The sequence below is a fragment of the Brevibacillus massiliensis genome, assembly GCF_000311785.1.
In the GTDB taxonomy this organism is placed as follows: Bacteria; Bacillota; Bacilli; order Brevibacillales; family Brevibacillaceae; genus Brevibacillus_C; species Brevibacillus_C massiliensis.
On the sequence record NZ_HE978536.1, the window covers coordinates 221,756 to 247,270 of the forward strand.

General features: G+C 55.8%; 22 protein-coding genes. 1 reads left to right on the top strand and 21 read right to left on the bottom strand.

Features of this window, described 5'->3' with window-relative positions:
* Positions 1-81: 81 nt before the first annotated feature.
* From HGBM_RS04950 to gpr, 17 genes are all read right to left on the bottom strand, one after another.
* Positions 82-1,053, bottom strand: a complete 972-nt coding sequence (locus tag HGBM_RS04950) for an ABC transporter ATP-binding protein (RefSeq protein ID WP_019119982.1) — start codon at positions 1,051-1,053, stop codon at positions 82-84.
* Positions 1,054-1,071: 18 nt separating this feature from the next.
* Positions 1,072-2,040 carry an ABC transporter ATP-binding protein gene (locus tag HGBM_RS04955; protein ID WP_026074221.1) on the bottom strand — a complete coding sequence of 323 codons (969 nt, stop codon included), beginning with the start codon at positions 2,038-2,040 and terminating at the stop codon, positions 1,072-1,074.
* A gap of 190 nt (positions 2,041-2,230) precedes the next feature.
* On the bottom strand, positions 2,231-2,539 hold the full coding sequence (locus HGBM_RS04960; protein WP_026074222.1) for a DUF3679 domain-containing protein: 309 nt from the start codon (positions 2,537-2,539) through the stop codon (positions 2,231-2,233).
* Between the two features lie 5 nt (positions 2,540-2,544).
* Positions 2,545-3,717: a stage II sporulation protein P gene (gene spoIIP / locus HGBM_RS04965; RefSeq protein ID WP_019119985.1), complete on the bottom strand. Its 1,173-nt coding sequence runs from the start codon at positions 3,715-3,717 to the stop codon at positions 2,545-2,547.
* A 202-nt stretch (positions 3,718-3,919) separates the two neighbouring features.
* Positions 3,920-4,603 carry a hypothetical protein gene (locus tag HGBM_RS04970; protein WP_019119986.1) on the bottom strand — a complete coding sequence of 228 codons (684 nt, stop codon included), beginning with the start codon at positions 4,601-4,603 and terminating at the stop codon, positions 3,920-3,922.
* A 15-nt stretch (positions 4,604-4,618) separates the two neighbouring features.
* The gene (locus HGBM_RS28765) at positions 4,619-5,728 is read right to left on the bottom strand and encodes a molybdopterin-dependent oxidoreductase (protein WP_019119987.1); all 1,110 of its coding nucleotides are present in this window, start codon (positions 5,726-5,728) and stop codon (positions 4,619-4,621) included.
* Entirely contained in the window at positions 5,718-6,701 is a 984-nt protein-coding gene (locus tag HGBM_RS04980; protein WP_019119988.1) for a 2-hydroxyacid dehydrogenase, read from the bottom strand. Before HGBM_RS04980 ends, HGBM_RS28765 begins: the two co-directional genes overlap by 11 nt.
* Before the next feature lie 89 nt (positions 6,702-6,790).
* Positions 6,791-7,795 (bottom strand): 4-hydroxythreonine-4-phosphate dehydrogenase PdxA, encoded by a 1,005-nt coding sequence (pdxA, locus tag HGBM_RS04985; RefSeq protein WP_019119989.1) that lies wholly within the window; start codon positions 7,793-7,795, stop codon positions 6,791-6,793.
* A gap of 36 nt (positions 7,796-7,831) precedes the next feature.
* A complete protein-coding gene (locus HGBM_RS04990; protein ID WP_019119990.1) occupies positions 7,832-9,034 on the bottom strand; it encodes a hydroxyacid-oxoacid transhydrogenase in 1,203 nt (400 codons plus the stop codon).
* A 27-nt stretch (positions 9,035-9,061) separates the two neighbouring features.
* Positions 9,062-10,504 carry an aldehyde dehydrogenase family protein gene (locus HGBM_RS04995; protein WP_019119991.1) on the bottom strand — a complete coding sequence of 481 codons (1,443 nt, stop codon included), beginning with the start codon at positions 10,502-10,504 and terminating at the stop codon, positions 9,062-9,064.
* Between the two features lie 39 nt (positions 10,505-10,543).
* On the bottom strand, positions 10,544-11,809 hold the full coding sequence (locus HGBM_RS05000; RefSeq protein WP_019119992.1) for a nickel pincer cofactor-dependent isomerase, group 22: 1,266 nt from the start codon (positions 11,807-11,809) through the stop codon (positions 10,544-10,546).
* Positions 11,810-11,846: 37 nt separating this feature from the next.
* Entirely contained in the window at positions 11,847-13,121 is a 1,275-nt protein-coding gene (locus HGBM_RS05005; RefSeq protein ID WP_019119993.1) for a TRAP transporter large permease, read from the bottom strand.
* Positions 13,122-13,123: 2 nt separating this feature from the next.
* The gene (locus HGBM_RS05010) at positions 13,124-13,639 is read right to left on the bottom strand and encodes a TRAP transporter small permease (protein ID WP_019119994.1); all 516 of its coding nucleotides are present in this window, start codon (positions 13,637-13,639) and stop codon (positions 13,124-13,126) included.
* 66 nt (positions 13,640-13,705) lie between these two features.
* A complete protein-coding gene (locus tag HGBM_RS05015) occupies positions 13,706-14,737 on the bottom strand; it encodes a TRAP transporter substrate-binding protein (protein WP_019119995.1) in 1,032 nt (343 codons plus the stop codon).
* Positions 14,738-14,753: 16 nt separating this feature from the next.
* Positions 14,754-16,070, bottom strand: a complete 1,317-nt coding sequence (locus HGBM_RS05020; RefSeq protein WP_051029599.1) for a four-carbon acid sugar kinase family protein — start codon at positions 16,068-16,070, stop codon at positions 14,754-14,756.
* 176 nt (positions 16,071-16,246) lie between these two features.
* Entirely contained in the window at positions 16,247-18,130 is a 1,884-nt protein-coding gene (locus HGBM_RS05025) for a PrpR N-terminal domain-containing protein (protein ID WP_019119997.1), read from the bottom strand.
* Between the two features lie 465 nt (positions 18,131-18,595).
* A complete protein-coding gene (gpr, locus tag HGBM_RS05035) occupies positions 18,596-19,717 on the bottom strand; it encodes a GPR endopeptidase (RefSeq protein WP_019119999.1) in 1,122 nt (373 codons plus the stop codon).
* 164 nt (positions 19,718-19,881) lie between these two features.
* Here gpr and rpsT point away from each other — a divergent pair, with 164 nt between their 5' ends.
* Entirely contained in the window at positions 19,882-20,157 is a 276-nt protein-coding gene (rpsT, locus tag HGBM_RS05040) for a 30S ribosomal protein S20 (protein ID WP_019120000.1), read from the top strand.
* 44 nt (positions 20,158-20,201) lie between these two features.
* Here the strand turns inward: rpsT and holA are convergent, their stop codons facing one another.
* The 4 genes from holA to HGBM_RS05060 all read right to left on the bottom strand — a co-directional run bounded on the left by holA (position 20,202) and on the right by HGBM_RS05060 (position 25,476).
* A complete protein-coding gene (gene holA, locus HGBM_RS05045; RefSeq protein WP_019120001.1) occupies positions 20,202-21,251 on the bottom strand; it encodes a DNA polymerase III subunit delta in 1,050 nt (349 codons plus the stop codon).
* Positions 21,252-21,542: 291 nt separating this feature from the next.
* Positions 21,543-22,448: an anti-sigma factor family protein gene (locus HGBM_RS30215; protein ID WP_019120002.1), complete on the bottom strand. Its 906-nt coding sequence runs from the start codon at positions 22,446-22,448 to the stop codon at positions 21,543-21,545.
* Complete coding sequence (locus tag HGBM_RS05055; protein WP_019120003.1) at positions 22,445-22,993, bottom strand: RNA polymerase sigma factor; 549 nt, start codon at positions 22,991-22,993, stop codon at positions 22,445-22,447. The genes HGBM_RS30215 and HGBM_RS05055 overlap by 4 nt, the downstream gene beginning before the upstream one ends.
* An 89-nt stretch (positions 22,994-23,082) precedes the next feature.
* Positions 23,083-25,476 (bottom strand): DNA internalization-related competence protein ComEC/Rec2, encoded by a 2,394-nt coding sequence (locus tag HGBM_RS05060; protein ID WP_019120004.1) that lies wholly within the window; start codon positions 25,474-25,476, stop codon positions 23,083-23,085.
* Between the last annotated feature and the right edge of the window lie 39 nt (positions 25,477-25,515).

Genomic DNA, 25,515 nt, shown 5'->3' on the forward strand with positions numbered 1-25,515 from the left:
CACATGGCTATGGTTGAAACTCCCTCGCCTACTTCCCGTTTGTCGCCGGCAACGCCTCCTTTGCTCATCTGCTCGCAGCATTCATGATGTGTATAAATGGCAGGCCACGTGTTGTCCGTCCCCGATGTCGCGAAATTTTGGGGGAACACTGCGGCACACCTCCTTCACTTGGGGACAGCGGGTGTGAAACGTGCAGCCTGCCGGCGGCTCAGCCGGGTTTGGCACATCCCCCTGTAAAATGATCCGCTCCCGCTTCAGGTCCGGATCGGCGCTCGGAACGGCCGAAAGCAATGCCTGGGTGTAGGGATGGAGCGGTTTTTCGTACAGGCGGTCCTTGTCGGCGAGCTCAACAAGCCGACCCAGGTACATGACACCGACCCGGTCGCTGACGTGCCGAACGACACTCAAGTCGTGGGCAATGAATATGTACGTAAGGCCAAAATCCCGCTGCAGGTCCTGCATCAGGTTAAGCACCTGGGATTGGATCGACACGTCTAAAGCGGAGACCGGTTCATCGGCTATGATCAACTTGGGATGCAGCATCAGCGCCCTGGCAATGCCGATGCGCTGCCGCTGGCCCCCGCTGAATTGATGCGGATAACGGCTGGCGTGGTAGCTGGACAAGCCGACCACCTCCAGCATCTCTTCCATGCGTTTTTTGCGTTCTTTGGCACTGCCGATGCCGTGGACGATCAACGGTTCTTCGAGGATTTTCTCAACGTTTTTCCGGGGATTGAGCGAGGCGAACGGATCCTGGAAGACGATTTGCATGTTGCGGCGGATCTGCCGCATGTCCGCCTTCCCCAGCTTGGTAATGGAGCGGCCTTCAAAGAGGATGTCGCCTTCGGTAGGTTCGATCAGCCTCAGGATCGTGCGTCCGATCGTCGATTTTCCGCAGCCGCTCTCCCCTACCAGCCCGAGCGTCTCACCCTGGTTTACGGCAAACGTAACCCCATCCACCGCCTTGACCTGTCCGACCTGTCGGCCAAACACGCCGCCGGTGATCGGGTAGTATTTTTTCAATTGCTGTACGCTGAGCAGTTCTGCAGCCACTGACAAGCTCCTTTCCGCCTAGTTGTTCAACCAACAGCGGGACATATGTCCAGCCCCTGCCTGGGTCAATTCGGGCATTTGTACGCAACACTTCTCCATCGCGGATTCGCAGCGAGGGGCAAAACGGCAGCCGGCAGCAAGCTCACCGGGAGTCGGAACATTCCCCGGTATCGAATAGAGGCGCTGTTTTTTTTCTTCCAGTTTGGGGATGGAATTGATCAGGCCGATGGTGTAGGGATGGGCCGGATGCTTGAGTATGGTGCGGACGTCGCCTTCTTCGACGATGTTTCCGGCGTACATCACGGCTACCCGGTCGCAAATTTCTGCGACGACTCCCAGGTCGTGCGTAATCAGCAGGATCGCCGTGCCCGACTCCCGGTTCAAAGCGCGCATCAAGTCGAGAATCTGCGCCTGGATCGTGACGTCCAGTGCAGTCGTAGGCTCATCGGCGATCAACAGCTTGGGATTGCATGCCATCGCCAACGCGATCATAACCCGCTGCCGCATACCGCCGGAAAGCTGGTGCGGATACTCATCCACAATCGCCTCCGCACGCGGGATTCCCACTTTTTTCAGCATCTCGACGGAACGCAATCGGGCAGCCCGCTTCGTCGCCTTCGTATGGATGCGAACCACTTCGCTGATCTGGTCGCCAATCGTGTAGACGGGATTCAGAGAGGTCATCGGCTCTTGAAAAATCATCGCGATTTGATTTCCGCGAATCTTGCGCATTCGCCTCTCGCCTGCCCCGACCAGGTTTTCCCCTCTAAACCTGATCTGCCCGCCGACAATTCTTCCCGGAGGGCTTGGAATCAGCCCCATAATCGACAGGGAGGTAACACTTTTTCCGCAGCCGGATTCACCTACGAGTCCGAGGATCTCGCCCTCGCTGATCGACAAACTGACGCGATCTACGGCAGGCACTTCACCGCGGTCGGTAAAAAAGTACGTCTGCAGGTTCTCTATTTCCAGAATCGGTTGTGTCAAAAAACGCACCTCACTCAATCACCGAAAATTCAAAATTGTATATATATTATTATCACATTAAAAAAATTTCTGTTCAATAAAAAAAATTCGACCATAACCGACAAAAATAGGCCGGCCAGAAAACTCTGGCTGACCTCATCATGGGAATCCGAAAGATCCTTTGCGGAAGGAAGCCCCTGGATAAACTACTTTACGGTTCGAAAAAGCCGGATATCCACTTTGCGATCGCATTGGTGCTGTCCCGCAGCCACTCGCCCGTCATGTTGCCGATCTGACTGATGTAGTTGGCACTCTCGATTTGATTCTGTTTGCCGCCTTGGTTCCCTACCGGAGCAACCTCGGTTTTCGCTTTGTCCACTTTTGTAATGTAGTAGGTCTGCTGTTTTTCAGCCGGCGTGCCGCCAACCTTGTGTATGCCCCGTTCGGCTGTTTGCAGTCCGAGGATGACCCCGACGAGGAGAAGAAAGAGCATGCCGGCCAGCTTCAGCGTCAGGTTCACCCGCATCACCCCTCGTTTGCCGCAGACGAAGCCGGAGCCGATACCGTCTCCGCTTGCCAGTAATAGTCGGCAAAGACCTCGGCAAATGCCTCGATGGCGTTCTTGCACTCTTGCAAATTGTTTTCCGTGCCGCCCACTTCGATCAGAATGCTGCCGGGTGAGACATGCTGATTGTACTCGCCGTTGCCCTCATTTTCCCCTTTGTCATCCAAACCGCGCGACAAGCCGGGATACTTTTTCTCCAGCAGCGCGTTTAATTCGCTGGCGAACTTGCGGTTTTCCCGATAGTTCTCGTTGCGAGTCCCGACGACGAACATCAGGCGGGCATACGTCTTGCCGTTGATGGTGACCGTGGTTTTCTCGCGCGGAGAGTCGTCGCGATGAATGTCGAAAAAGTAATGCAAATCGCGGTTTTGCTTGGTGGCGGCGGTTATGACCTTCAGCGATTGGGCGTACGACAAGCCGTAGCTCTTCCCTTGATCCAACAGTTCCTGATAGATGTCGTGACCGCTAAACTGTGTGCCGATTCCCCGGTCATTCAGAACCTCGGCCAGATGCTTGCCCACTAGGGAGATGTTTTGGGTAGGGTGATCGACAGCAGTGGAACCGGGTTTTCGCTCCGCTACGTCAAGCCAGGACTCCCGGTTGTGCGTATTGTACACAAAGACGACTTGCTTCTTCGGGTTTTTCGCTGCTGCCGAATCAGTCGGCTGTCCCGTCTCAGGCTGCTTCGTGCCATCGGCAGAATCGGCAGGCAGTGCAGCCGTTTCCCCTGCACCCAAAGGAGCCGCAGACTCTGCATACGCAAATGCCGGATCTTCGGCTGCCTCCGGCGTTTTCAACCCGGTCTGCTCGAGCGCCAGCATTCCCGGCAGCTCCCGTCCGATGACGGCGTGCAGATCGCCGGGGGAAATTCCCGTCAACACCTGAAAGACAGAGTGGGAGATACTGTTTCCCTCACCGCCCGCAGGGGCTTGTACTTTTTCACTCAACAGCGGAATCTCCTTGCCCATCAACTGCAAAAAAGTCACCGTCGAAATCTCCGACACGGCGAGTTGTATGGTAGAAGAGCTGAGTACAGCACGATTTCCATTGATCGCCAAAAACCCCGTTAGCAAGAACAGCAGGGCGGTACCGACTGACAGAATCGCAAATTGCCGCTGCAAAAGAGCTGCCATCTCTACTCCTCCTTTGGCGCTTGTCTGAAACATAAGGCAACGACAGCCCCGCCTGGCGCGATGCGGCGAAGCCTGGTTATCAATCTTATGTTTTAAGACTATGCAGCCGATAGAGTAGCTAGAACGGGGAACCTTTTCTCTTTTTCTACTTCTATCAAAACGGCCGGGCGTTGACTCGACAGTCACCGGCCGAGGCGCCGTTTTACGGCAGCGGCATCGCCGATTGCGCCGCTTCCGGCAGTGTCAGCGCGGGCACCCCGGCATCGCCGACCACTCTCGCAGTATACTCGATTTCCTGGCGGTTTTTGATGATCGAGGGCTTTAGCCGTGCGCGCAGAGTCAGCGTGTCCAGCCGCCCCGACCCTTCGTCCAGGCTGATGAGCATGTTGGCCTCAAGCACATCTTCCACGTGCATTCCGTGAATGTCATCGCGAAACGGCCGCAGGGTTACCTCAAAACGTCCGCCGCCCCGGGCGCGCACTTCGCTGGCGTGAGCCAGCATTCTCAGCCAAAACGCAAACGGATCGCGAAGCTCCTCCAATTCTGCCGCCGCAGGATGATTGTACGCCGCTCTGTTCCACACGCCGCTGTTCCTTGAGTAAATGTACAAAGCTTCTGGGGAGAAGTAGACTGCAAAGCGAATATCCTCGGAATCGGTCAACCGCACGCGGGATGTGACTCTCGCCAGACGCGGTGCGGCCTGTGCCACGGCGGACAAGCTGACCTCCTCCCGCCCGTCTACCCGCAGCCGCTCTTCCAGTGCATAGGCTTCCCTGTTCTGGGCACTGACGAGGAGCCGGTGCAGCCGAAGCACCTCCTCCTCCTGCCGGCTCGCGGTCCCCCAAAAAGCGAGGGCAAACAGGCAGGCCCAGACGCTTGCAAACAAGGCGATCTTCGCTCCTTACGCAATGTAGCCATTCAGGTCATACCCCTCTTTTTCTTCCCAGTAGCCCAGCCCGCGCTGCTGGGTGAATTCGATGCGGCTGAGCCATTTGATCGACTTGTAGCCGTACATGTCGGGATGAACCAGCCGCAGCGGCGCTCCCTGCTGGGGCAGAAGCGGCTTGTCATCCAGTTCGTAGGCGAGCAGAACATTTTGCTGCAGCAATTGAGAGAGTTCATACGTCTCCGTATACATCCGGTCTGCGCTGTACATCTTGACATACGTCCCCGCTGCCTCCGGGTTTACCAGCTCCAGGAGGCTGGAAAACGGCACGCCCTTCCACTTCACCTGTGTCACGCTCCAGCCTGTCGAGCAGTGAAAATCGCTGACGATCACATGGGACGGCAGACTGGTCAATTCCGCAAAGGTAAAGTCTCTCTTTTGCTCTACCAATCCGTCCACCGTCAATCGCCACTCGTCTGGATCAAAGGGCGGAATCTCGCTCGTCATCGAATAAATGCGGAAATACCCCCTGCGCTTGCCGGTGTCCAGCGAGGCCAGAGAAGAATCCGTCAACGGCCGGAACCAGCGCAACAGCCCGCCTGCCATCAGCGCGAGAAGCCCCCCGGCAAATAAAACCAGCACCTCCCGCCTCGTAAACAACTGCCCGCCCCGATCGTGCGGGCCCCGGAGCGCCCCTCTTTGTCTGATTTTTCCGACGTACCAAAGGGCGATATGGCCCAGTGCCCAGGGGATGATGAACAGGCTCAAGCCGCCGTGGATGGACGAGGCCAACTGGCGCAGCCGCAAGTACTCCGTATTGTTCCCCCACAGATAGATGCCGGTGGCGATCCAGCCTGCCCCGAGCAGGTACTGGAGACAGACATGAAAGGTTTTCGTCCAGCGCCGGTCGCGGCGAAGGTATTGGACTGTGGGAACAACTGCGATGGCGAGCAGCAGCAGGTAACAAAGCCCGACGCCGATATGGGCGCTGCGCACCTGTCTGATCGATTCGCCAAACATGGTGCGCAGCGCCGGGACGTACAGACACGCCCCGGTCGCGAGCAAAACAGAGAGCACGGCTGCATGAATGCCATGCAGAGCCGCCAGCCAACGCCTATTTTTCATAGACCACAGCGTTAACCGTATGCAGCAGCTTCTCGCCGGCAAGGCCGCGGAGAATGTTCTCGGCTGTCATCTGGGCCATCCTGGTGCGCGTTGCGATACTGGCACTGCCAATGTGGGGGGCGACTACGACATTATCCAGGGTGAGCAGCGGATGATCGGCGCCGATCGGCTCTGTCTCAAACACGTCCAACCCTGCCGCCCAGATCTGTTTTCGCTTAAGCGCTTGGTAGAGAGCTGCCTCGTCCACATTGGTACCGCGCGATGCATTGATAAAGATTGCGTCCGGCTTCATCAGCGACAGCTCCCGTTCGCCGATCAGCTTGTTCGTCTCTTTCGTCGCCGGTGCCATCAGCACCACGTAATCGGATTCGGCGAGCAGCTCATCCAATGGACGATACTGCGCGCCCAAGGCCTCCTCCGCCTCCGGCTTGCGGCTCCGGTTGTGGTAGAGGATGTTCATGTCAAACCCTTTGGCCCGCCTGGCCACCGCTTCTCCGATGCGTCCCATGCCGATGATGCCGATGGTCGCGCCATAAATGTCCTGTCCGGTCAGAAGCATCGGCGACCAGCTTTTCCATCTGCCTTCCCTCACGTACCGATCCGCCTCCGGAATGCGGCGTGCCGTCGCCATCAAGAGAGAAAACGTCAGATCGGCGGTAGTCTCAGAGAGCACGCCCGGGGTATGTCCGACGGGAATTCCCCGCCTTGTCGCTTCCGCTATGTCAATGTTGTCGAAGCCGACAGCCATCGTGGCGACCACGCGCAAATGGGGAGCGGCGTCAAATACCTCCCGGTCGATCTGATCCGCCACGTTGGTAAAAATCGCTGCCGCATCCCGTACTTCCCTGAGCAGCACATCCCTTGGGATGATCTCTTCATCCGACTCCCAAACAAACACTTCCGTCCGTTCCTGCAGCATTTCCAACGCCCGCCGGGGGATGTTGCGCGTCACGACAACCTTTGCCTTCCTCAATTGAACATGCACCTCCATCTGCGTAAATCAGTTTTGTTTCACGATGAGAAGAGACAGCCTGCGATCAGCCGTCTCTTCTCATCGTACCGTTATGAACGTTTGGGCGCCAGTTCAATGGCCTGGCGAATCGCTTCTTTCAAGCTGAGCTCGTCGGCGATCCCGGTTCCGGCGATGTCGAAAGCCGTGCCGTGGTCCACACTGGTGCGGATAATCGGCAGGCCGACCGTGATGTTGACGCCTGCTTCCAATCCCAGCACCTTGACCGGTCCGTGACCCTGATCGTGGTACATGGCGACAACGATGTCAAAGTCGCCGCGAACCGTGCGGAAGAACAACGTGTCAGCCGGAAGCGGACCTACTACCTTGATGCCTTCCTGCTGTGCCTTTTCCACGGCGGGGACGATCTTCTCCTCCTCTTCGCCGTAGCCGAACAAGCCGTTTTCGCCGGCGTGCGGATTGATTCCGCACACGCAGATTCTAGGTTCGCTGTACCCCGCTTTTTGCAGGGTTTCATGGGCCAGTTTGATTACTTTATAGACGCGGTCCGGATTGATCTTTTTCACGGCATCGATCAAGCCGATGTGGGTCGTCACGTGAATCACTTTCAACTTGGGCGCGGACAACATCATCGAATAATCCTGCGTGCCCGTCAGCTCGGCGAGAATCTCCGTGTGACCCGGGAAAATATGTCCGCCCTTGTGCAGCGCTTCCTTGTTTAGCGGCGCTGTGCAGATGGCGTCAATCTGCTTGTCGTTTGCCAGCTGAATCGCTTTCTCCAGATAGCGGAAGGCCGCATTGCCCGCCTCCGCCGACACCTTCCCGAACGGCAGATCGGCGGGCAGCAGGTCCAGATCCAGGCAGTCGATGCTGCCCGGCTGAAACACTGCTTCCTGGGCGGATTGGATCGAACGCACTGCAAGATCGGCACCCACGATGCCCTTGGCGCGTTCCAGCATTTTGGCGTCGCCGATGACAAACGGACGGCAGCCCTCGTAGACGGTGCTGTCTGCCAGTGCCTTCACGATGATTTCCGGGCCTACTCCGGCGGCATCTCCCATCGTGATCGCGATGATCGGTCTGTGATTGGTTGTCATATCGACACTCCTGCCTTTCTATGGACAGCCTGGGGGTTACAGCGCTTTGCGCAGAAGCTCTTCCAGGCTCTTTTGATTTGGCACGCGCGGATTGTTGCGAATCAGCCGGTTGATTTCCAGGGTTTTTCGGGCAATCTCCGGTAGATCCTCTGCTTTAATGCCGATTTGCGACAATTTCGTCGGCAGGCCGATCGCTTCCACCAACTTGAACACTTCTTTGGATGCCGCTTCGGCCAGCTCTTTTTCCGTTTTGCCTGCTGGATTGACGCCAAAAGCCAAGGCGATCTTCGCCATTTTTTTCTGCTCTACATAGGTATTGTACTCCATCACGTACGGCAGAAGCAGTCCGGTTACTTCCCCGTGCGGAGATTTGACCAGTCCGCCGATCGGGTAAGCCAGGGCGTGTGCGGCGGCCGTACCGGCATTGGAGAAGGCCATCCCCGCAAGCAGACTGCCGAGCAGCATATTGCTCCGGGCTTCCAGATTGCTGCCCTGCTGTACGGCCAGGACCAGGTTCTCTGCAACCAGTTCAATCGCCTTAAAGGCGAGTGCGTCTGCGAGCGGGAGCGAGCCTTTGAACAGCAGTTCCCCCTCTGCCTGAATGTAGCGGTAGTTCTTGGCCGTGTACGCCTCCACGGCGTGAGACAGCGCGTCGATCCCGGAGCAGGCGGTGACGTACGGCGGCAGGCCGACCGTCAGTTCCGGGTCGAGCAGGGCGACGGCCGGACGCAGATAGTTGTCGGAGATGCCGATTTTCAGGTTGTTTTCCACGTCGGCCAACACGGCGACAGAAGTAACCTCCGATCCCGTTCCCGCTGTGGTGGGGATCGCGATCAGCGGCGCGATCGGCCCAGGCACGCGATGCTCGCCGAAGTAATCGGCCGGATGGCCGCCGTGGGCCATCAGCAGGGCCACCACCTTGGCCAAATCGATGCTGCTGCCTCCGCCAAGGCCGATGATCGCATCGGTGTCCATATGCGACTTGGCAAATTCGTAGCACTCAATCGCCGTCTGGATCGGCGGTTCCGGGACGGCCTGATCGTACACGACTACATTGTAACCGGCTCCCTGCAGCAAACTGATGATTCTGTCGGCAATGCCGGCCCCTTTGATGCCCGGGTCCGTGACCAGGAAGATGTTTTTGGCCTTGAGGCGCTGCAAAATCTTGTCCAGTTCCTGGATCGATCCGTTACCGAAGACGATTCTCTCTGTAGAAAAAAACTCCCATGTGTTTTTCATCTATCCTTCTCTCCTCTCCACCCGCTCTTACAGGGTAATGACCACGATACGCTCTTCCGTCATCTCTTCCACTGCCCAGCGCGGCCCTTCCTTGCCGATCCCGCTGTCCTTGACGCCGCCGTACGGCATGACGTCGGCGCGGAAGGTGGAAACATCATTGATGATGACGCCGCCGAATTCCAGCTCATGGACGGCACGCATGGCCAATTGCAGATTGGAGGTGAACAGACCTGCCTGCAAGCCGAGGCGGCTGTCGTTTGCCATGCGGAAAGCATCGTCGATCTCGTCAAACGGGATGATGCTGATGACCGGCGCGAACACCTCCTGGCAAACCACTTTCATCTCGGCCGTTACGCCCACCAGAACAGTCGGGTACAGAACGGCTCCTTCGCGCTTGCCGCCGCAGACTACTTTCGCGCCGCGTTCAACCGCTTCCTTGATCCACTCTTCGACCCGCTTCGCTTCCTTCTCGGAAATCATCGGACCTACATCGGTTGCGGAATCGGCAGGATCGCCTACCTTGATCGACTGCGCCACCTTCGCCGCCTTCTCCACAAACGCATCGAACACATCGCGATGGACATACACCCGCTGTACGGAGATGCAGGCTTGACCCGCATTGGAGAAGCCGCGCGTCACGCACAGCTCTGCCGCTTTATCCAGATCTGGCGCATCGTGATGTACGATGTTGGGCGAGTTGTTGCCCAGCTCCAGCGTCACCCTGCGAATCCCGGTCGCGCTCTTGATATGGCGGCCTACCCCCGGACTTCCGGTAAAGGTAAACATCGCGATCCGATCGTCTTCAAGCAGATATTGCCCGGTCTCTTGGCCAAAACCGTTGACCACATTGAGGAAACCGGCGGGAAGCCCTGCTTCCTCCATGATCTCCGCCAGCTTTAGCGCGATGATCGGCGTCACCTCCGCCGGCTTCAGCACCACCGTGTTGCCTGCGGCAATGGCCGGTCCCACCTTGTGCACCGTCAGATTGAACGGAAAGTTGAAGGGTGTGATCGCACCGATGACCCCTACCGGCACGCGAACCGTAAAAGCCAGCTTGCCGTCGCAGCCAGGCTGTCCGAGCGGCACCCCTTCGCCGGCAATGCGCTTCGCTTCTTCCGCGGATGCGATCAGGGTTTGAATGCCGCGGTCGATCTCTGCACGCGCGTCCTTGATGACTTTCCCCACCTCGCCGACCATGATCATGGCCAGTTCTTCCTTGCGCTCGCTGACGATCTGGGCGGTGCGCATCAGAATCTCATAGCGCTGAACGGGGCTCAGTTTTTTCGTCTTGAAGGTATGGAGAGCGCAGGTTACCGCCCGGTTGACGTCCTCTTTTGACGCCTTGCTGACGCGAGCCATCTCCTCTCCCGTATATTTGTTCAGAACGGGGAAGGTATCCTCCGTAACTTGCCAATTTCCATCGATGTAATTTCCGTAAACAGCCGTCTTTTGTCCTGTCCCGTTTTGCATGGTTTCTCTCCTCCCGCTTCCTTTTATCGTTTCACGTCTTTACATATGATGCATTTTCGGCAGATATCCGTGTTCGTCAAATTCAAAATCGTGTAATTCTCCCATCACTTCCACGCCGGGAAGGGCGGCTACCTCCGGCAGCAGGGCTTCCGATACGTACACGTACTCCAGATGGAGCGTGTTGGGAATGCGCATAATCCTCGCCTTGGCCGGCTCGACGCCCCAGTTGGCGCGCAGTGCGGCGGCAAGCGCGTCCCGATCGCTCGGCATCACGATAGGAATACTCGCCCGCGCCAGGAAGGTGCTGGTAATGACATTTTCATTCATCGCCTTGAAGTCAATCTTGTCGAAGAATCGCTGCGTGGTCAGGTCGGCCAGGCCGATGCCCAGCGCGTTGCCGTGGGACGCTTCGGACAGGTCGCTCGCGATAATATACTTGATGCGCGGCGAGTCCGGCTCCGGCGTTCCCTGGATCCGCAGACGCCCGATGATGTTCGTATCCATCCCCGTGCCGCTGTAGTTTTTGCCCACTTCATCCACCAGCAGGATGTCGATGTCCTCCGCCGGAAGCTTTGGCATCAAGGCAGCCGATTCACGGAGCAGCTCCCGCTCCCGCTCCTCGATCCGGGAAGTGGGGATCGCTTCAATGATCGCCGTCTGTTCGAAAGCATTCTCTACAATGCCGACGCCGCAAAGGATCTTGGTGTTGGCCAGCATGACTCTGGCCACCTTCGGCATGATATCGCGAATGCCCGTTACCCCGTAACTGTGGATCAAGAGCGCCTGCTTGTGCTTGCCAAGACCGATGGCCGCCATCTTCATCAGGCCGCTCTCAATCCCGATCGGCGATTTGAAGTCGGTATGGACTTTGATGCGCCCCATCAGGATAATCCCGTCAGCAGCCAGTGCATTTTTGTCCACGTAGACAGGCATTCCATCCTCGGTTGTCCCTACCTGCTCAACCTCCATCGACGATTTGATCGGAGCGCCGCAGAAGTCCTCTGTAACCCCGAGGCTTTCCAGGACTTCCACCTGTCCCTTGGCCGTTGCTCCGCCGTGGCTGCCCATGGTCGGCACAATATACGGTTCGGCACCCATGCGCTTTAACTCGCGGACGACGGCGCGGATGATGATGTGGATGTTGGCGATGCCGCGGCTGCCGGCGGTAATGGCAACCGTCATCCCCGGCTTGATGCGTTCGGGCAGCTGCACGTTTTCCAGCTGGCTGCGGACGGTGGCGTCGATATCAGCCACAGCCGGCCCGGTAAAGCGCTGTTTGATTTTAACCATTTTTGGGAAATTCATTGGACAAAAATTCGCCTCCCGAAGTGGATTCGCGTCGTTACTTTAAGAATCCCGGCAGCCAGGTGGAAATCGCCGGAACATACGTGATGATCAGAATGTCGATGATCAGCATCACGAAGAACGGGATCAGTGCCTTGGTCAGCTCTTCCAGCTTGATGCCCGCTATCTGACAGGCGACGAACAGATTGACCCCTACCGGCGGCGTCACCATTCCCATCGCCAGGTTGACGATCATGATCATTCCAAAGTGAACCGGGTCAATTCCCAGTTGCACGGCAATCGGCGTCAACAGCGGCGCCAGGATAATGATCGAAGCAGAAGTCTCGAAGAACATCCCGACAAACAGCAGCAAGAGGTTAATGAGCAGCAGGAAGATCACCGGATTTTCGGAAAAGCTGGTGAACGCCGCGGCGATTTTTTGCGGAACCTGCTCGCGTGTCAATATCCAGCCGAACATCCCGGCAGCCGAAATGATGATCATGATGATCGATGTCGTGATCGCCGAACGGGAGAAAATCTCGATGAGTTCCTTCCACTTCACTTCGCGGTAGACGAACACGCCGACGATCAACGCGTACACGACTGCGACGACGGCCGCCTCGGTCGGCGTAAAGAACCCGCCGTAAATGCCGCCGAGGATGATAACCGGCATCAGCAGGGCAAGCAGCGCTTCTTTAAAGGCCTTCAGGCGCGCTCCCCAGGTAATCCCCGGCTCGCCTTTGTATCCGCGCCGTTTGGAGATATACCAGCAGACAAAGATCAGCGAGCCGCCGATTAAAATGCCTGGCAAAAACCCGGCAATAAACAAATCGCCAATGGATACCCCAGCCGAGATCCCAAACAGAATCATCGGAATCGACGGCGGGATGATGACGCCCAGTTCTCCAGATACCGCCTGTGTGGCGCCGGCGAACCGGATGTCATATCCTTTTTTTACCATCGCCGGAATCAAAATGGAACCGATCGCGGCCGTCGTAGCGGCACTGGAACCGGAAATCGCGGAGAAGAACATGGCCGTTACGACCGTCACGACCGCCAAACCGCCGGTCATCCCTCCTGCCAATGAGTTGGCAAAGTTGACCAACCGCCGGGAAATGCCGCCTGACTCCATCAAGGAGCCGGCCAAAATGAAGAAAGGTATCGCCATCAACGGGAACGAATCGAGAGCGGCAAACATCCGCTGAATCAACACCGTGAGCGGCATCGTGCCGTCGCTAAAAAAGGAAATCGTCGATGCCAGACCGATCGAGAGGGCGACTGGCACGCTCAAAAGCAGCAGTACCAAGAGCGAGATCATCATGATGGATGCCACGGTTATTCAGCCCCCTTAAAGAATTCTCGGTTCATTTTTCCGGTCATGACCTCGATCAGAACCGCAACCGCATTTATCAACATAAACAGACCGCCAACCGGCAAAGATGCATACGGAATCGTCATGGGAATTTTCAATCCGGGAGAAAGCTGTTTTCCAACATGTCCGAGCATTTCAAAACCAAAAATAATGAGAACGACAAAAAAGACCATCGAAATCACAAGCACGAGAATCCGCAGCAGCTTCTGCATGTTTTGAGGCAAACGCTCCGCAATCGCCTCCACCCCAATCAGGGCATTGTAGCGAACTGCCAGGGATGTGCCGATCAAGACAGACCAAATCATGCAATAACGGGCCAATTCCTCCGTCCAACGGGGAATATCAAAATCAAGATAGCCGCTTAACAGCCGGGCAACCACCTGATACACGATCAGAGCGGTCATAACGGCAAGCAGTACAGCAATCACATAGCGCAAAACCTTGTTGAAACCATCAATTACCTTGACAATACCCTGCAAATGACCTCACCCCACTTTAAGAGTCGGCGGATAGGTTCGTCCTATCCGCCGTTTTCAGCACTGCTTTTATTGCGTGTTGCGAATTTTTCCAATCAGCTCTTTGCCGAATTTCGGCTCGTATTTTTCGTAAACAGGTTTTACCGCATCCACGAACGACTGAATATCGGGCTCGATGATTTCCATGCCCTTGGCTTTCAGTTCTTCCAGATACTGCTTTTCCATCTCGGCGACAGTATCGCGTTCAAATTTGCCCGCTTCGATCGCTGCTTCTTCGATCACTTTCTGTTGGTCCGGAGTCAGCGCGTCAAATTTCGCCTGGGCCATCATCAACAGCGACGGAGAGTAGAAGTGGCGAGTCATGCTCAGATACTTTTGCACTTCGTAGAAACGGGAAGTCATGATGATCGGCACCGGATTTTCTTCGGCGTCAATCGTTCCTTGCTGCAGTGCCGTAAACAGCTCTGTAAAGGCCATCGGCGTCGGTTGTGCGCCCAGTGCCTTGAAAGTATCCATATGGATGTCGTTTTCCATGGTGCGGATTTTAAACCCTCTCAAATCTTCCGGTTTTGTGACGGGATGGGAGTTGTTGGTGACGTTGCGGTAACCGTTTTCCCACCAACCCAGGGTTTTTACGCCCATCGTCGATTCAACCTTGTTGCGCAGTTCCGTACCGATTTCGCCGTCAAGCACCTTGTGGGCATGATCGGCATCGCGGAACAGGAACGGCAGGTCGACGACCGTCACTTCCGGTACGAATCCGCTCATCGGTCCCGTAGAGGTAAGCACCATATCGATGCTGCCTACGTTCAAGCCTTCGATCATGTCGCGCTCGCCGCCCAGCGAGCCGTTCGGGAAGGTCTCGATTTTGATTGCGCCATTTGTCTTGGCCTCCACCAGTTCCTTGAATTTCTCCAGGCCCTTCTGGTAGTGTGAGGTGTCAGCCAGCGTGTGGCCCACCTTCAAGGTAATCGACCCGCCGGCAGATGCAGCGGATTGCTGCTGTCCGCCATTATCCGCAGGCTTCACCTCGTTCCCGCCGCCGCACGCGGTCAGAAGAACCATGGTCGAGACAACCAGTGTACTGAACAATTTCTTCACGTCGAAATTCCCCCTCTTATGGTTCGTATGTGTTTATTTTTTCCACGGCTTTCGCCAAGGAAAAGCGATTTCCAAATGCACCCGCCTTCGTGACGACAGGCAGCTTGTCCGCCGGTCCGCCAATGATGACCGACAGCGGAATTCCTTCTTCCACTTCACTGACGATTTGAAGCGCTTTTACTTGCAGGTGAAGGCACGTGCGGTACGCAATATCTCCGCCGGTGAGAACAAAGCCCCGGAGCTTTCGCTTCGCCTGCACATTCACACCCAGCATCCCCAGGCAGTCGGCAATCGCGTTGCCTGCGGCAAGACCGCTGGTTCCTGTCTGCTTCATCCAGTTTGCCACCGCCTGCCTCATCTGTTCAGACGAATCAGTGACAAGTACGGGAGAATAACCTCCGTCAATGATGTCCAGCGTCTCCTGCAGGGCACGTTCCAGTTCCTGGTGAACCGTTTCTCGCTGCAGGAGTCGAAGCGGATCGGCCATCACGATCCGAAACTGCGGCCGCTCTTTGAGCACCTCAATCTGCCCTGCCGTAATAGCGCTTACACTACCGGCAATAACAAAAACTGGATCGCTTGAACCCTCTCTCTCCCTCTTGCCCCTGCCCGCCGAATGTGCTCCAGCGTCCGTGACAAGCTCATCAGACAGCGCATCAGCCAATCCGGCTGAACCTACCCACAAGACGCGCATACGAGTGTCCAGCAGCGCTTGCGTTGCTTTTTGCAGATCTGGTTGATCATAGCCGTCAAAGACGATCAGACGCGTCCCGCTCTCATGCTGGCGTACAATCTCGCGGGCCAAAACGCTTTTATCTCGTCGTATCGTCTTCAGGTCAATGTGACCGACCGTTTGCTTTGCCTGTTCCCGCAAGAGTGTAGGCAGATGCGACTCGTTGACTGGCGATTTGGGATCGCGAGCAATCTCTGAATCCTCAAGCAGAACTTGATCGATGATGTGGTACCCCCCTACTGTCGTGCGCCTGTTGACCGGGTACGCGGGAATGACTGCCGCCACATCAAACGGGCAGCTGTCCAAGAGCGCATTGATCTCGCTCCCGATGTTTCCTCTCATCGTGGAATCGATCTTTTTGTACACGTAAGGGATCTCGGCCAAATTCATGCCCTCAGCTATCGCCTTGTTCTTTTCGTACGCGTCCTTGCGATCAAGCGACCGGGTTTCCGCATTGATGACCCAAACATCTGCGTCTTGGGCGCTTTCTTGATGGACAGGATCCAGCAATGACACGGTACAAAAGCCTTTTTTCGCAAACTGCAAGCCTGTGTCATTCGCTCCTGTTAAATCGTCAGCGATAACGACTATCCTAGCCAATAAATCAATCACCTCTTCGGCAACGTTCATGATGTTGCATTAGTAGAGTACATGAAAGCGTTGCAAAATTCAATATGAAAAACCCATTCTGACTGTTTAATTTTGCAACGATTTTTTGCAATTTATTATTTGCGTACAAAAAAGCAACAAGCATCTCCGCTTGCTGCTTGCCTGTTTTATTCGCGAATCGACTGCTTCAGTTTCCGCCAGAGCGTTGAACGGTTGATTCCCAGCCGTTTGGCCGCTTCCGACTGATTTTGTCCTTCCTCCTCCAGCACTCTCCAGATGATTTCCCGTTCGATCTCCTCCAGCGTTTTGCCGCTGATATCGATCCCCGCGCCGGATGGAGCGCGGCCTGCTTCGTTCATTACCTCGAGCAAAATATGCTCCGCTTCCGCCCGGTCAATGAAGGGCCCCTCGGCGGCCAGGCACATTTTTTCCACCGCGGTTTTCAATTCCTGAATGTTGCCCGGCCAATCCGCCTCTTTCAACATGGCCAGCACATTCTGCCGGACGCCGACGATCTGCTTGCCAAAACGAGCGTTAAACGAGGCGATGAACCACCGCACCAGATCTTCAATATCTTCTTTCCGCTCGCGGAGCGGGGGAATAAACAGCGTGTACCCATTGATCAAATGGTATAAATCTTCGCGAAACTCTCCCGCTTCGACGCGTTCTTTCAAGCTCTGGGCGTTGGCGGCAATGATCCGCACATCGGTCTCAATCGGCGCAGTGCCGTTCAGACGGCTGACCTTTTTCTCCTGTAAGACGTTGATCAGCATCGCCTGTACGGTTGGCGGCAGCTTGCCGATTGCATCGATAAACAGCGTTCCGCCGTGGGCCAGCTCAAAGACCCCGCGCTTTACAAGGCTCCCTTCACTGCCGAACAGCTCCAGCATCAACTGCTCCTCGCCAAACGCCTCGCAGTTGATGAACACGAACGGAAAATCCCGGCGGCGCCCGGCATTGTGAATGGCCTGTGCGACACTTTGCTTGCCAGTGCCCGGTTCGCCGTACAGAAGCAGCGGCAGTTCTGTTCGGCTTGCCTGCTTCGCCAGCTTCAGCATTTTTTTCATCCCGTCCGAAGTGGTTACCAGCTGGTTAAAATGCATGCTCGCCCGGGACTCCTGGCCGGCAAGCGACTGGCGCAGCCGGGACTCCGCCTTTTGAATGTGGCGAGCCGGCTGTATCACCGCAAAGCCGCCTTCCTGTTTCTCTTCTACGATCAGCGGCAGTTTTTGGATCAGGACTTTTTCTCCGTTCAGCGAAATGACTTCCTCGCCGGAGGCTTGGCTCGTCTTCAGCACGCTGTCGAGATTCAGGAGCGGGTGCAGCTGCTCAAACGGTTTGTCCAGCGCGTATCCCGCCTGGATGCCAAGCACTTCTTCCGCCTGATGGTTAAAAGCAAACACGCGTCCATCGCCTGCGGCGGCAATCACTCCGACTGGCAGGCTTTGCACCAGCGCCTCCATGCGCTGCCGCATTTCCTTCTCCCGCCGCGTGTAATAGGCCATGTGCTCCGCTTCGGAGATCGACTCCAGCACGGCTTCCTTGCCCGACGTGATCAAGATGGCCTGCATCCCCAAGCGGGTGGCGACAGAAGTGGAGATCACATCGCCGATGATTACCTGGATGCCTTGTGCCAGCGCCTGCTTCAAGCCCTGCTCGATCTCCTGCTCTTCTCCGATCGGAAAGAAGGTCAAATTCATGTCCAACAGCGTTCCGATCGCATCGGCGCCCTGGATTGTGTTCAAATAGCTCATCAGTCCGATGTTGCCGGTAAAACCTTTGACCAGCGTCAGGGTGCGCAAAATGTCGTAGCCGGAGATTTTCACTTCCACCACCGGCAGATTGCAGTGCTTGCGCAGCAAACGCGCAGTCGCCCCCCGGCTGATAATCACGTCGTACCCTTTGTCCTCAAGACTTTTCGCCAGGGCCAATCCCTTGTACAAATCGCCTACCTCGACATCAATTGCAACATCATGGTTTGTTTCCGCCTTGATCTCTAGAAAAATATCCCGCAGCCCCTGATATGGGGCAATCACCAGAATGCGCGCCACGTGAACCCCTCATTTTCGCAACAATATCTGCATTTTGAATGTTGCATTTTGATACATATAGTGTACTGATCTGCTTTTCTTTTTTCAATAGGTGGGTGGGTGGCTTTGGAAAAAACGCGTTCTATTTGCTTTGGTGTACATTGATGAAGGAAACAGAAAAAAATGGGCTCGCTTCGTCTGTGGCGCGCCTGCCGGGAAGCTGGACTGGCCGTCTCCACTACAAAAAACGGCACGTCGACCAAAAAGTACTGTAAGTATTTCAACGTAGAATTTGGTCGACAAGCGTGTGCCGTTTTTTTCCGTTCCGACTGGGTGGGCGTGCCAAGGACTGCGCTCGCTCCATTTTTTTCTGTTTCTCGGACTTTTGCTCATCGTTTATGACGGTTATCTCCGACCTTACTGAAAAAGCCCACCTGATTGATTCAGGTGAGCTGTGAAGTCTCAAAGTCAAATGAATTGACGATCTTAATGGGTGTAGGCGCCGACGTTTTCGTGTTCTACGGCGCGATGGAGGGCGTTGTTCAGACCGCCGGCCACGACGTTGGCGATCCCCTCCATGAAATCGTCAATCTCTTTCGGGGTGACGACCAGGTTTTGTCCCAGCGGTTGCAGCACCTCTTGGATCAGCTGCATTTTTTCGTTCTCAGCCAATTGTCCGACCAGACCCATAAATGTTTTCCGCGCCTCCATCCCGGGCAGATCGGCTTCGGTGTACGGCGTTTTGCGCTCGGGCAGGTTCCTGCCCTCTGGCACCAGCCGATTAAACGCCCGTTTGCTCTCTTTCATCGACTGGCCGAAGTGGCCAAGCAGGTAGGTGATGGCATCGCTTATGATCGTGGCGGCGAATACGACTGTCGGTACGCCAACCGAGATGACCGGGATTCCCAGGGTCTTGTAATCGATCGCCTTGCGTTTATTGCCCACGCCCGATCCGGGCTGGATGCCGGTATCGGCGATTTGGATGGTCGTATTGACTCTCTCCAGTGCCCGGGATGCCAGTGCGTCGACAGCGATGACAAAATCGGGATTGCTCTGCTTCACCACTCCGTAGACGATCTCGCTCGTCTCAATCCCGGTAATCCCCAGCACCCCCGGCGACAGGGCACTCACTTCGCGGTATCCCTCTTCCACTGAATCGGGAGCCAGCTTAAACAGATGCCGGGTGACGAGCAGGTTCTCCACCACCATCGGCCCGAGTGCATCAGGTGTCACGTTCCAGTTGCCAAGACCGATCACCAGCACCTTTTTGTCTTCCGTCAGGCCGAGGTCTTGGAGAAACTGCCGCATTTCCCTGGCAAAACGCTTCATCACGGCGTCTTCCAGCTTCGTGTCGTTATCCCGCAGCTTCGGCACCTCAATCGTGATGTAGTTGCCAGGCAGCTTGCCGATTTTGCGCCCCGCTTCCTCATGTTCAACCCGCAGCCGTGTCACCTTGATTCCCGGCTCGCTGTCATCTGTAGTCAGCGTTATTCCCGGGATGCTCTCACTCTTCGTCTCTTCGGCGGCCAAGGCGATTTCGTGGGCTTCCAAAGCCAGGTCAGTGCGGATCGAAAATGCCGACATGTCCACGTTGTGTTGTTCCAGCATGTCATCTCCTCCTCGACGCTCAATCGTGTTATCCATAGCTTGCATGGATGTGGAAATATTATTCGGAAACCTTTCTTGCATTCGGATACGCGGCATGCTAGAATATTTCTTGTTGTATTTACTAGTTTTTTTGCAGTTCTGATCGTTTTAAGGAGGTGACATACATGCCAAATATCAAATCCGCTATCAAGCGTACGAAGCAGATCGAAAAACGCCGCTTGCAGCGCGCTTCGCAAAAATCCGACCTGCGCACTGCAGTGAAAAACTTTGAAAAAGCAGTTGCCGCTAATGATCTGGAGCTAGCGAAATCTACCCTTCTGGTGGCAGTCAAAAAGCTGGACAAAGCCGCTACGAAAGGACTTATCCATAAAAACGCAGCGAATCGCAAAAAATCCCGCCTGACGAAGAAACTGAACGCACTCTCTGCGCCAGTCGCGTAATGCAGGCAAAAACCCCCGGATTGATGCCCGGGGGTTTTTTCAATTTAACCGCCTGCCTTTGCCGACTGAAGCTGGGCAGCTACCTGGGTCATGAATACCTCCAGGGCAATCTGCTTGTCCACCTGTCCCGACTTCATCCGAAAATCTTCCTCAGCCAGAATCCCCAGCAAACGGCGCAAACCTGTTTCATCAAAATGCCTCGCCTGCTCCATTGCCTTCTTTACAGCGTACGGGTGCACCTTGAGCATGCCGGCCAGCTGCTGCTGTGTATAACCGCGAGGGGCCCACAGCTTGACGTGCAAAAGCAGCCGGACCTGCCGCGCCAACAGCGCCAGCATCCGGATGGGCTCTTCTCCTGTTTTGAGACAATCGTACAGGATGCGGAAGGCTTCGTTCAGCTGTCCTCCGACTACCGCCTCCACCAGGGCGAACACATTCTGTTCCAGCGTTCGAGAGGCGAGCAGCTCGATTACCTGTTCCGTTATGACAGCGTCTTGACTCCCCGTGTAGAGCGCCATTTTTTCCAGCTCTTTGTCAAGCAGGCGAAGTTCGCTGCCGACCCGCTCCACCAGTTTCATCGCCTGTGGACGCTCAATCCGCGCCTGATACTGCTTCGCCCTTCGCTCTATCCACGCGTACAGGTCCGCACCCTGCAGCGGTTGGAAAGCAAGGACGACTGCCTTTTGCTGCAGGACTTTGACCAATTTTTTTCGCTCATCCAGCTTGTCCGCATTGGCACGCAAAACGACGGCAGTGTGTCCGGCTGGCTCGTCCAAATAGCGAACCAGTTCATCCGTGTCAACATCCACCTTGGCGGGCGGCTTCGCCCCTGTCAGGAAGAAGGCATTTTCCGCCAAAACAAGCCGATACTCGGCTAAGAACGGCAGTGTTTCGGCATCCTGCAAAATGGCGGAAAGCGGTGTTTCCGCACAGTCGTATTGACTTACATTAAGATCAGCGTATTCCGGATCAATCAACTCAGAGCGCAGAAGTTTCACAAACTCTTCCATCAAAAAGGTCTCCGCTCCGAATAAAACGTAGAGCGGAGCAATCCGCTTCGCCTTGATGTCCCTTACTACTTCGTGCAGCGGCATAAGCATACCTCCGTTCGCCGGCCGTGAATCAATTCCTTTATTATACCATTGCAAAAAGGGCAAACACAAAAGCTGCGGCCAAAAGCCGCAGCTTGCGTGTAATGGGGCGCGTTTATGTAAACGTCTAGGGAGAAGTCCCGGGTCTTTTCTTCTTCCTAAACGGTAAGCAGGGGGCGATACTGTACTATACGCTTCGCTGCTTCAGGTGGTGCTGGTCTTAAGCCAAACTTCCCGTTTTTTTTCAAACGCGTCCCCCGTTGTTCTTGACTGGCCGGAAAACGGCCCGTTTTTTCATTTTCCCCGATCCATCTGCTTCTCTTCCTCTTCCCGTTCCTTTTCCTCTTGTTTCTTTTGCCACTCTTCCTTCTCGTGCAACTTTTTATCAATCAGCGCGCTGTTGTCATTGTTGTTCTCTTTTTTCTCGGCTTTTTCTTTTTCTTTTTCTTTTGCCTCTTTTTCCTTTTCCTTCTCTTCTTTCTCTCTTTCCTTCTCCGTTTTTTCCTTTTCCTTGTCTGTCTGAGCGGGAACGCCCTTGCTGTGTGCCTGCCCCGGACTGCCGTTATTGCCCTTTGCCGGTGGATTCGGCGAAGTTATCGGCGATGATGCCGAATTCTCTCCACCGCCTGCCGGTTGATTCTGCTGGGTCGTACCCTGCGAAGCGGAATCAACCGATTCCTTCTGCGGCGGCTCTGTCTTGTCAGGCGAACCGGCGTTACCTGAGGCAGGATCGTCAACGGTTTGTACCGTGACTGACTTTGGCTGTGAGCTGGGGGTTTGATCGACGATCCCAGCGGGTTCGCCCCCCTTGGTCAGCATAAACAACCCGAACAGCAGGCAAGCAGCCGCCACTCCGCTGCCCGCTTTTGCCGCCCACAGGGGAAACCGGCGCGTTTTTGTGCGAGGTTGTTCCTGAGCGGCAGTTACCCGACGCTCCAACTTCGGCAGCTCGCTCTGTGCTGCCGCGACCACGGGAACGGGATTCGGGGTCTCAAGCTTAGGCAGGATGGAATCGACGATGCTAAACGGCGGAGCCACGTCGGGAAGCTGCTCCAACTGGGCCGAGACTCGCCGCAGTCGGGCGTAGACCAACTGAAGTTCCGGATCGGCCTGCAGGTGCTTCTCCAGCGCAAGCTTCTCTTCCGGACTCAGGTCGCCATCGAGATCCCTTTGGATCAATTCCAGCATATCTGCCGTCATCCCTTCACCCCTCCTTCCTGATAGTCGTACAGAAGTTCCTGAAGCTGCTGCCTGGCCCGGAACAAGTAGGACTTCACCGTGTTCAGCGGCAATTCAAGCGTATCGGCAATCTCCTGGTAAGACAGCTCCTGTAGATAGCGCAAGACAATGACAACGCGATAGTGTTCCGGCAGCTTGGCGACTGCCTGATGGACCTCATGTGTTAGATCATTCAACAGAAACTCTTCCTCTACATTGTTTATAACGGGCAAGGCAAGCTCGTGCTCATCAATCGAAATCGTTTCTTTTTTCGAGCGAAATTTATCCATGCAAATGTTGCTGACAATACGCTGAACCCATGTGGAAAATTTTGCCTTCTCCTGAAATAGGTGGATTTTTTGATAAACCCGAATCAGCGTTTCCTGGGAGGCATCAAGTGCGTCCTGCTCGTTGCCCAAAATATAAAAGGCGCTCCGATAGACAGAGTTTTCGATAGAGCGGAGCAATTCGATCAAGGATTCACGATCACCCGCCTGAGCTCTTCTAATCAGCTCTGCTTCGACCATTATTTCTCCTCCTCTTCAGACGCTGCGCTGCTCGGAAAAGTTGCAGATGGCAAAGGCGATTTTTTCCGTTATGTATTTGTACGATACGATCAGTTGATTTGTACACTCCAATGAATTCCATCCCGGTTGATTCTGGCAGTGACCGCACCGTGCCAATCTGTTCTGTAAATCTGGGTGCCGCCGCCTTTTAAGCGCTCTATTACAGCCGGTGCGGGGTGGCCGTAGCGGTTTTGCGAACCGACGGAAATTACCGCCACCTTCGGGCGTATTGCGTTCAGGAATGGTTTCGAACTGGATGTTTTGCTGCCGTGATGGGCGACCTTTAATACGTCGATCGGCGGTAGGTCGAAGGCTTCCATGAGCTGCTCTTCTCCTTCTTGTTCCAGATCGCCGGTAAACAAAATGTTTTTTCCATAGGCGGTCAACAGCAAAACGACGGATTGATTATTCTCGTTGCCTCCGCCCGAACCGTCCGGATGAAGCCACGTCCAGCGGACCTGCGGGGTGTCCTGCCACCCGGAACCGGCCGTCCCGCTGTAAACGGGTACGGATTTTGCCCTCAATTGGTCGAGCATCTCCCGCTCCTGGTCCTTTGGCGGCTGGCCGTTTACCAGAGCAGCTCCAATCCCGAACCGGGGGATGACAGCGGCCAATCCGCCGATATGATCGAAGTCGCCATGCGTCAGCACCAATCGATCGATTCTCTCCACACCGCGGGAACGCAGAAACGGCACGACGACGTCTTTGCCCACTTCATACGGCAAACGTTTTGCTCGCCAGGGCTCTTTCTCTGCAAATCGGAAAGTTCCTCCTCCATCTATCAAGTATACTGTGTTTCTACCAATCTCGACAACGGCGGAATCTCCCTGACCGACGTCCAAAAACGTAATTTTCACTTCGTCAGCGCCGGAGAAGGGCTGACGGGCGGCCAGAAGCAGAAGGCAGATCACCATCCCGTACATGAGCATGTCACGCCTGCGATGGTAACCCCGCTTCCACAAGAACCAGATGCCGACGATTGCGGCGGTGTAGCTCAAAATCCAGCCGACGCCAGGGTGAGGCCAATTGGTAAACGGTACGATCAAACCGCCAAGCTGCACCAGCCAGCGATGCAGCAGCGTGAGCATCACATCGACCAGCTTCCCTGGCAAAAAGGCAAGTGCCGGGTGGAGATGAGACAGCAGCAGCGCCACGTAGCCCGCAGGCAGGACGAGCAAAGACAGGACAGGGACCACCAGAATATTCAGCGGCAAGGAGAGCGGCGAAACCTGATGGAACCAGTACACCAGAAACGGAAACGAGGCAAGCTGTGCCGCACAGGCGACCGCAAGCGACGAACGCAGCCAGGGCGGGCCGGAGCGCGGCACGGCGGCAAACATCGGAACCAGGCAGATCAGGCCGAGCGTCACGGCAAATGACAACTGAAAGCCGATCTGCCACAGTTGGTACGGATTGTACAGCAGCATCAGCAGAAGGGCGAGGCCCCACAAGTCCAATACGGCAAAACGGCTCTTCACGTACCTCCCACACAAGCCGATTCCCCCCATCAACCCGGCCCGGACAGACGAAGGAGATGCGCCGACAAGCATCACGTAACCGGCCAGGAAGAGAATCGTGATGAGCAAAGCCTTTTCGCGGACGACTCCGAACCGTTCCAAAAGCCATAAAAATCCGCCGCTGACCAATGATACGTGCAGCCCTGAAATAGCCAAAATGTGGATCAACCCCAGCCCGGAGTACACCTCCTCGAGCTCTGGGTCTACGGCGTCGCGAACTCCGAGCAAAAGCGACTTCATATAACCGGCTGTCAGCGGATTGCCGAAAAGTCGATCCAATTTGGCCGCTTCATACTGCTGGATGCGGCCAAACCAGGAAAAAAGCGACCATCCGGCAGGCCCCTCTGTCAAGTCGGCGTACTCCGCCGCCGCCGTCACCCGGACTCCCTGCCAGCGCAAGTAGTTGGCATAGTCAAAACCGTGCGGATTCCGCGCCGGATCGGGCAGTCCCAGGCTCACTCTGCCAGAAAGACGCGATCCGACCGCCCAGGAAGCGATGCCCTCCACCTGCTCCTCCTCGCTCAACTTGACTCGCAAGGCAATTCTCTCTTTAGGAGATAGCTGATCGGAAGGGGCGGCCCGACCAAACCGGTCTGCCAGCAAAAAAAAGCGGACACTGTCCCCGTCCCGCTTGACCGGCGAATCGATGGTCCCCTCGATCAGCAGTTCGGCCTCAGCCCGAGCGTAGGCAACCAGCGTCGACCGGTGCATGTAGTCGTATATCGCAAAGGCAGACGCTGACAAGATAATCACACCGGAGAGGGCCATTACGCCCTTGCGCAGCCTGGCCGGAACCGCAAGCAGTCCGATCGCTGTCGCGGCTGCCAGGCCAGGCAGCAGCCAGGCGTATGTGACCGAAGCCGCCAATGCCACCCCCGCCGCCCAGAGCATGCCGGCGGCAAAGAACCGATTCTCTCGTCGTCCCACGCCCTCTTCCCCCCGCTCTCGGTTTGTTTCTCCGATGAT

Coding starts and splice junctions, on each gene's coding strand:
- spoIIP (WP_019119985.1), bottom strand. CDS start 3,717: ATGGCAGCTCTTTTGCAGCGGCAATTTGCGATTCTGTCAGTCGGTACC.
- HGBM_RS28765 (WP_019119987.1), bottom strand. CDS start 5,728: ATGAAAAATAGGCGTTGGCTGGCGGCTCTGCATGGCATTCATGCAGCC.
- pdxA (WP_019119989.1), bottom strand. CDS start 7,795: ATGACAACCAATCACAGACCGATCATCGCGATCACGATGGGAGATGCC.
- HGBM_RS04990 (WP_019119990.1), bottom strand. CDS start 9,034: ATGAAAAACACATGGGAGTTTTTTTCTACAGAGAGAATCGTCTTCGGT.
- HGBM_RS04995 (WP_019119991.1), bottom strand. CDS start 10,504: ATGCAAAACGGGACAGGACAAAAGACGGCTGTTTACGGAAATTACATC.
- HGBM_RS05000 (WP_019119992.1), bottom strand. CDS start 11,809: ATGAATTTCCCAAAAATGGTTAAAATCAAACAGCGCTTTACCGGGCCG.
- gpr (WP_019119999.1), bottom strand. CDS start 19,717: ATGCTGGAACAACACAACGTGGACATGTCGGCATTTTCGATCCGCACT.
- rpsT (WP_019120000.1), top strand. CDS start 19,882: ATGCCAAATATCAAATCCGCTATCAAGCGTACGAAGCAGATCGAAAAA.
- holA (WP_019120001.1), bottom strand. CDS start 21,251: ATGCCGCTGCACGAAGTAGTAAGGGACATCAAGGCGAAGCGGATTGCT.
- HGBM_RS30215 (WP_019120002.1), bottom strand. CDS start 22,448: ATGACGGCAGATATGCTGGAATTGATCCAAAGGGATCTCGATGGCGAC.
- HGBM_RS05055 (WP_019120003.1), bottom strand. CDS start 22,993: ATGGTCGAAGCAGAGCTGATTAGAAGAGCTCAGGCGGGTGATCGTGAA.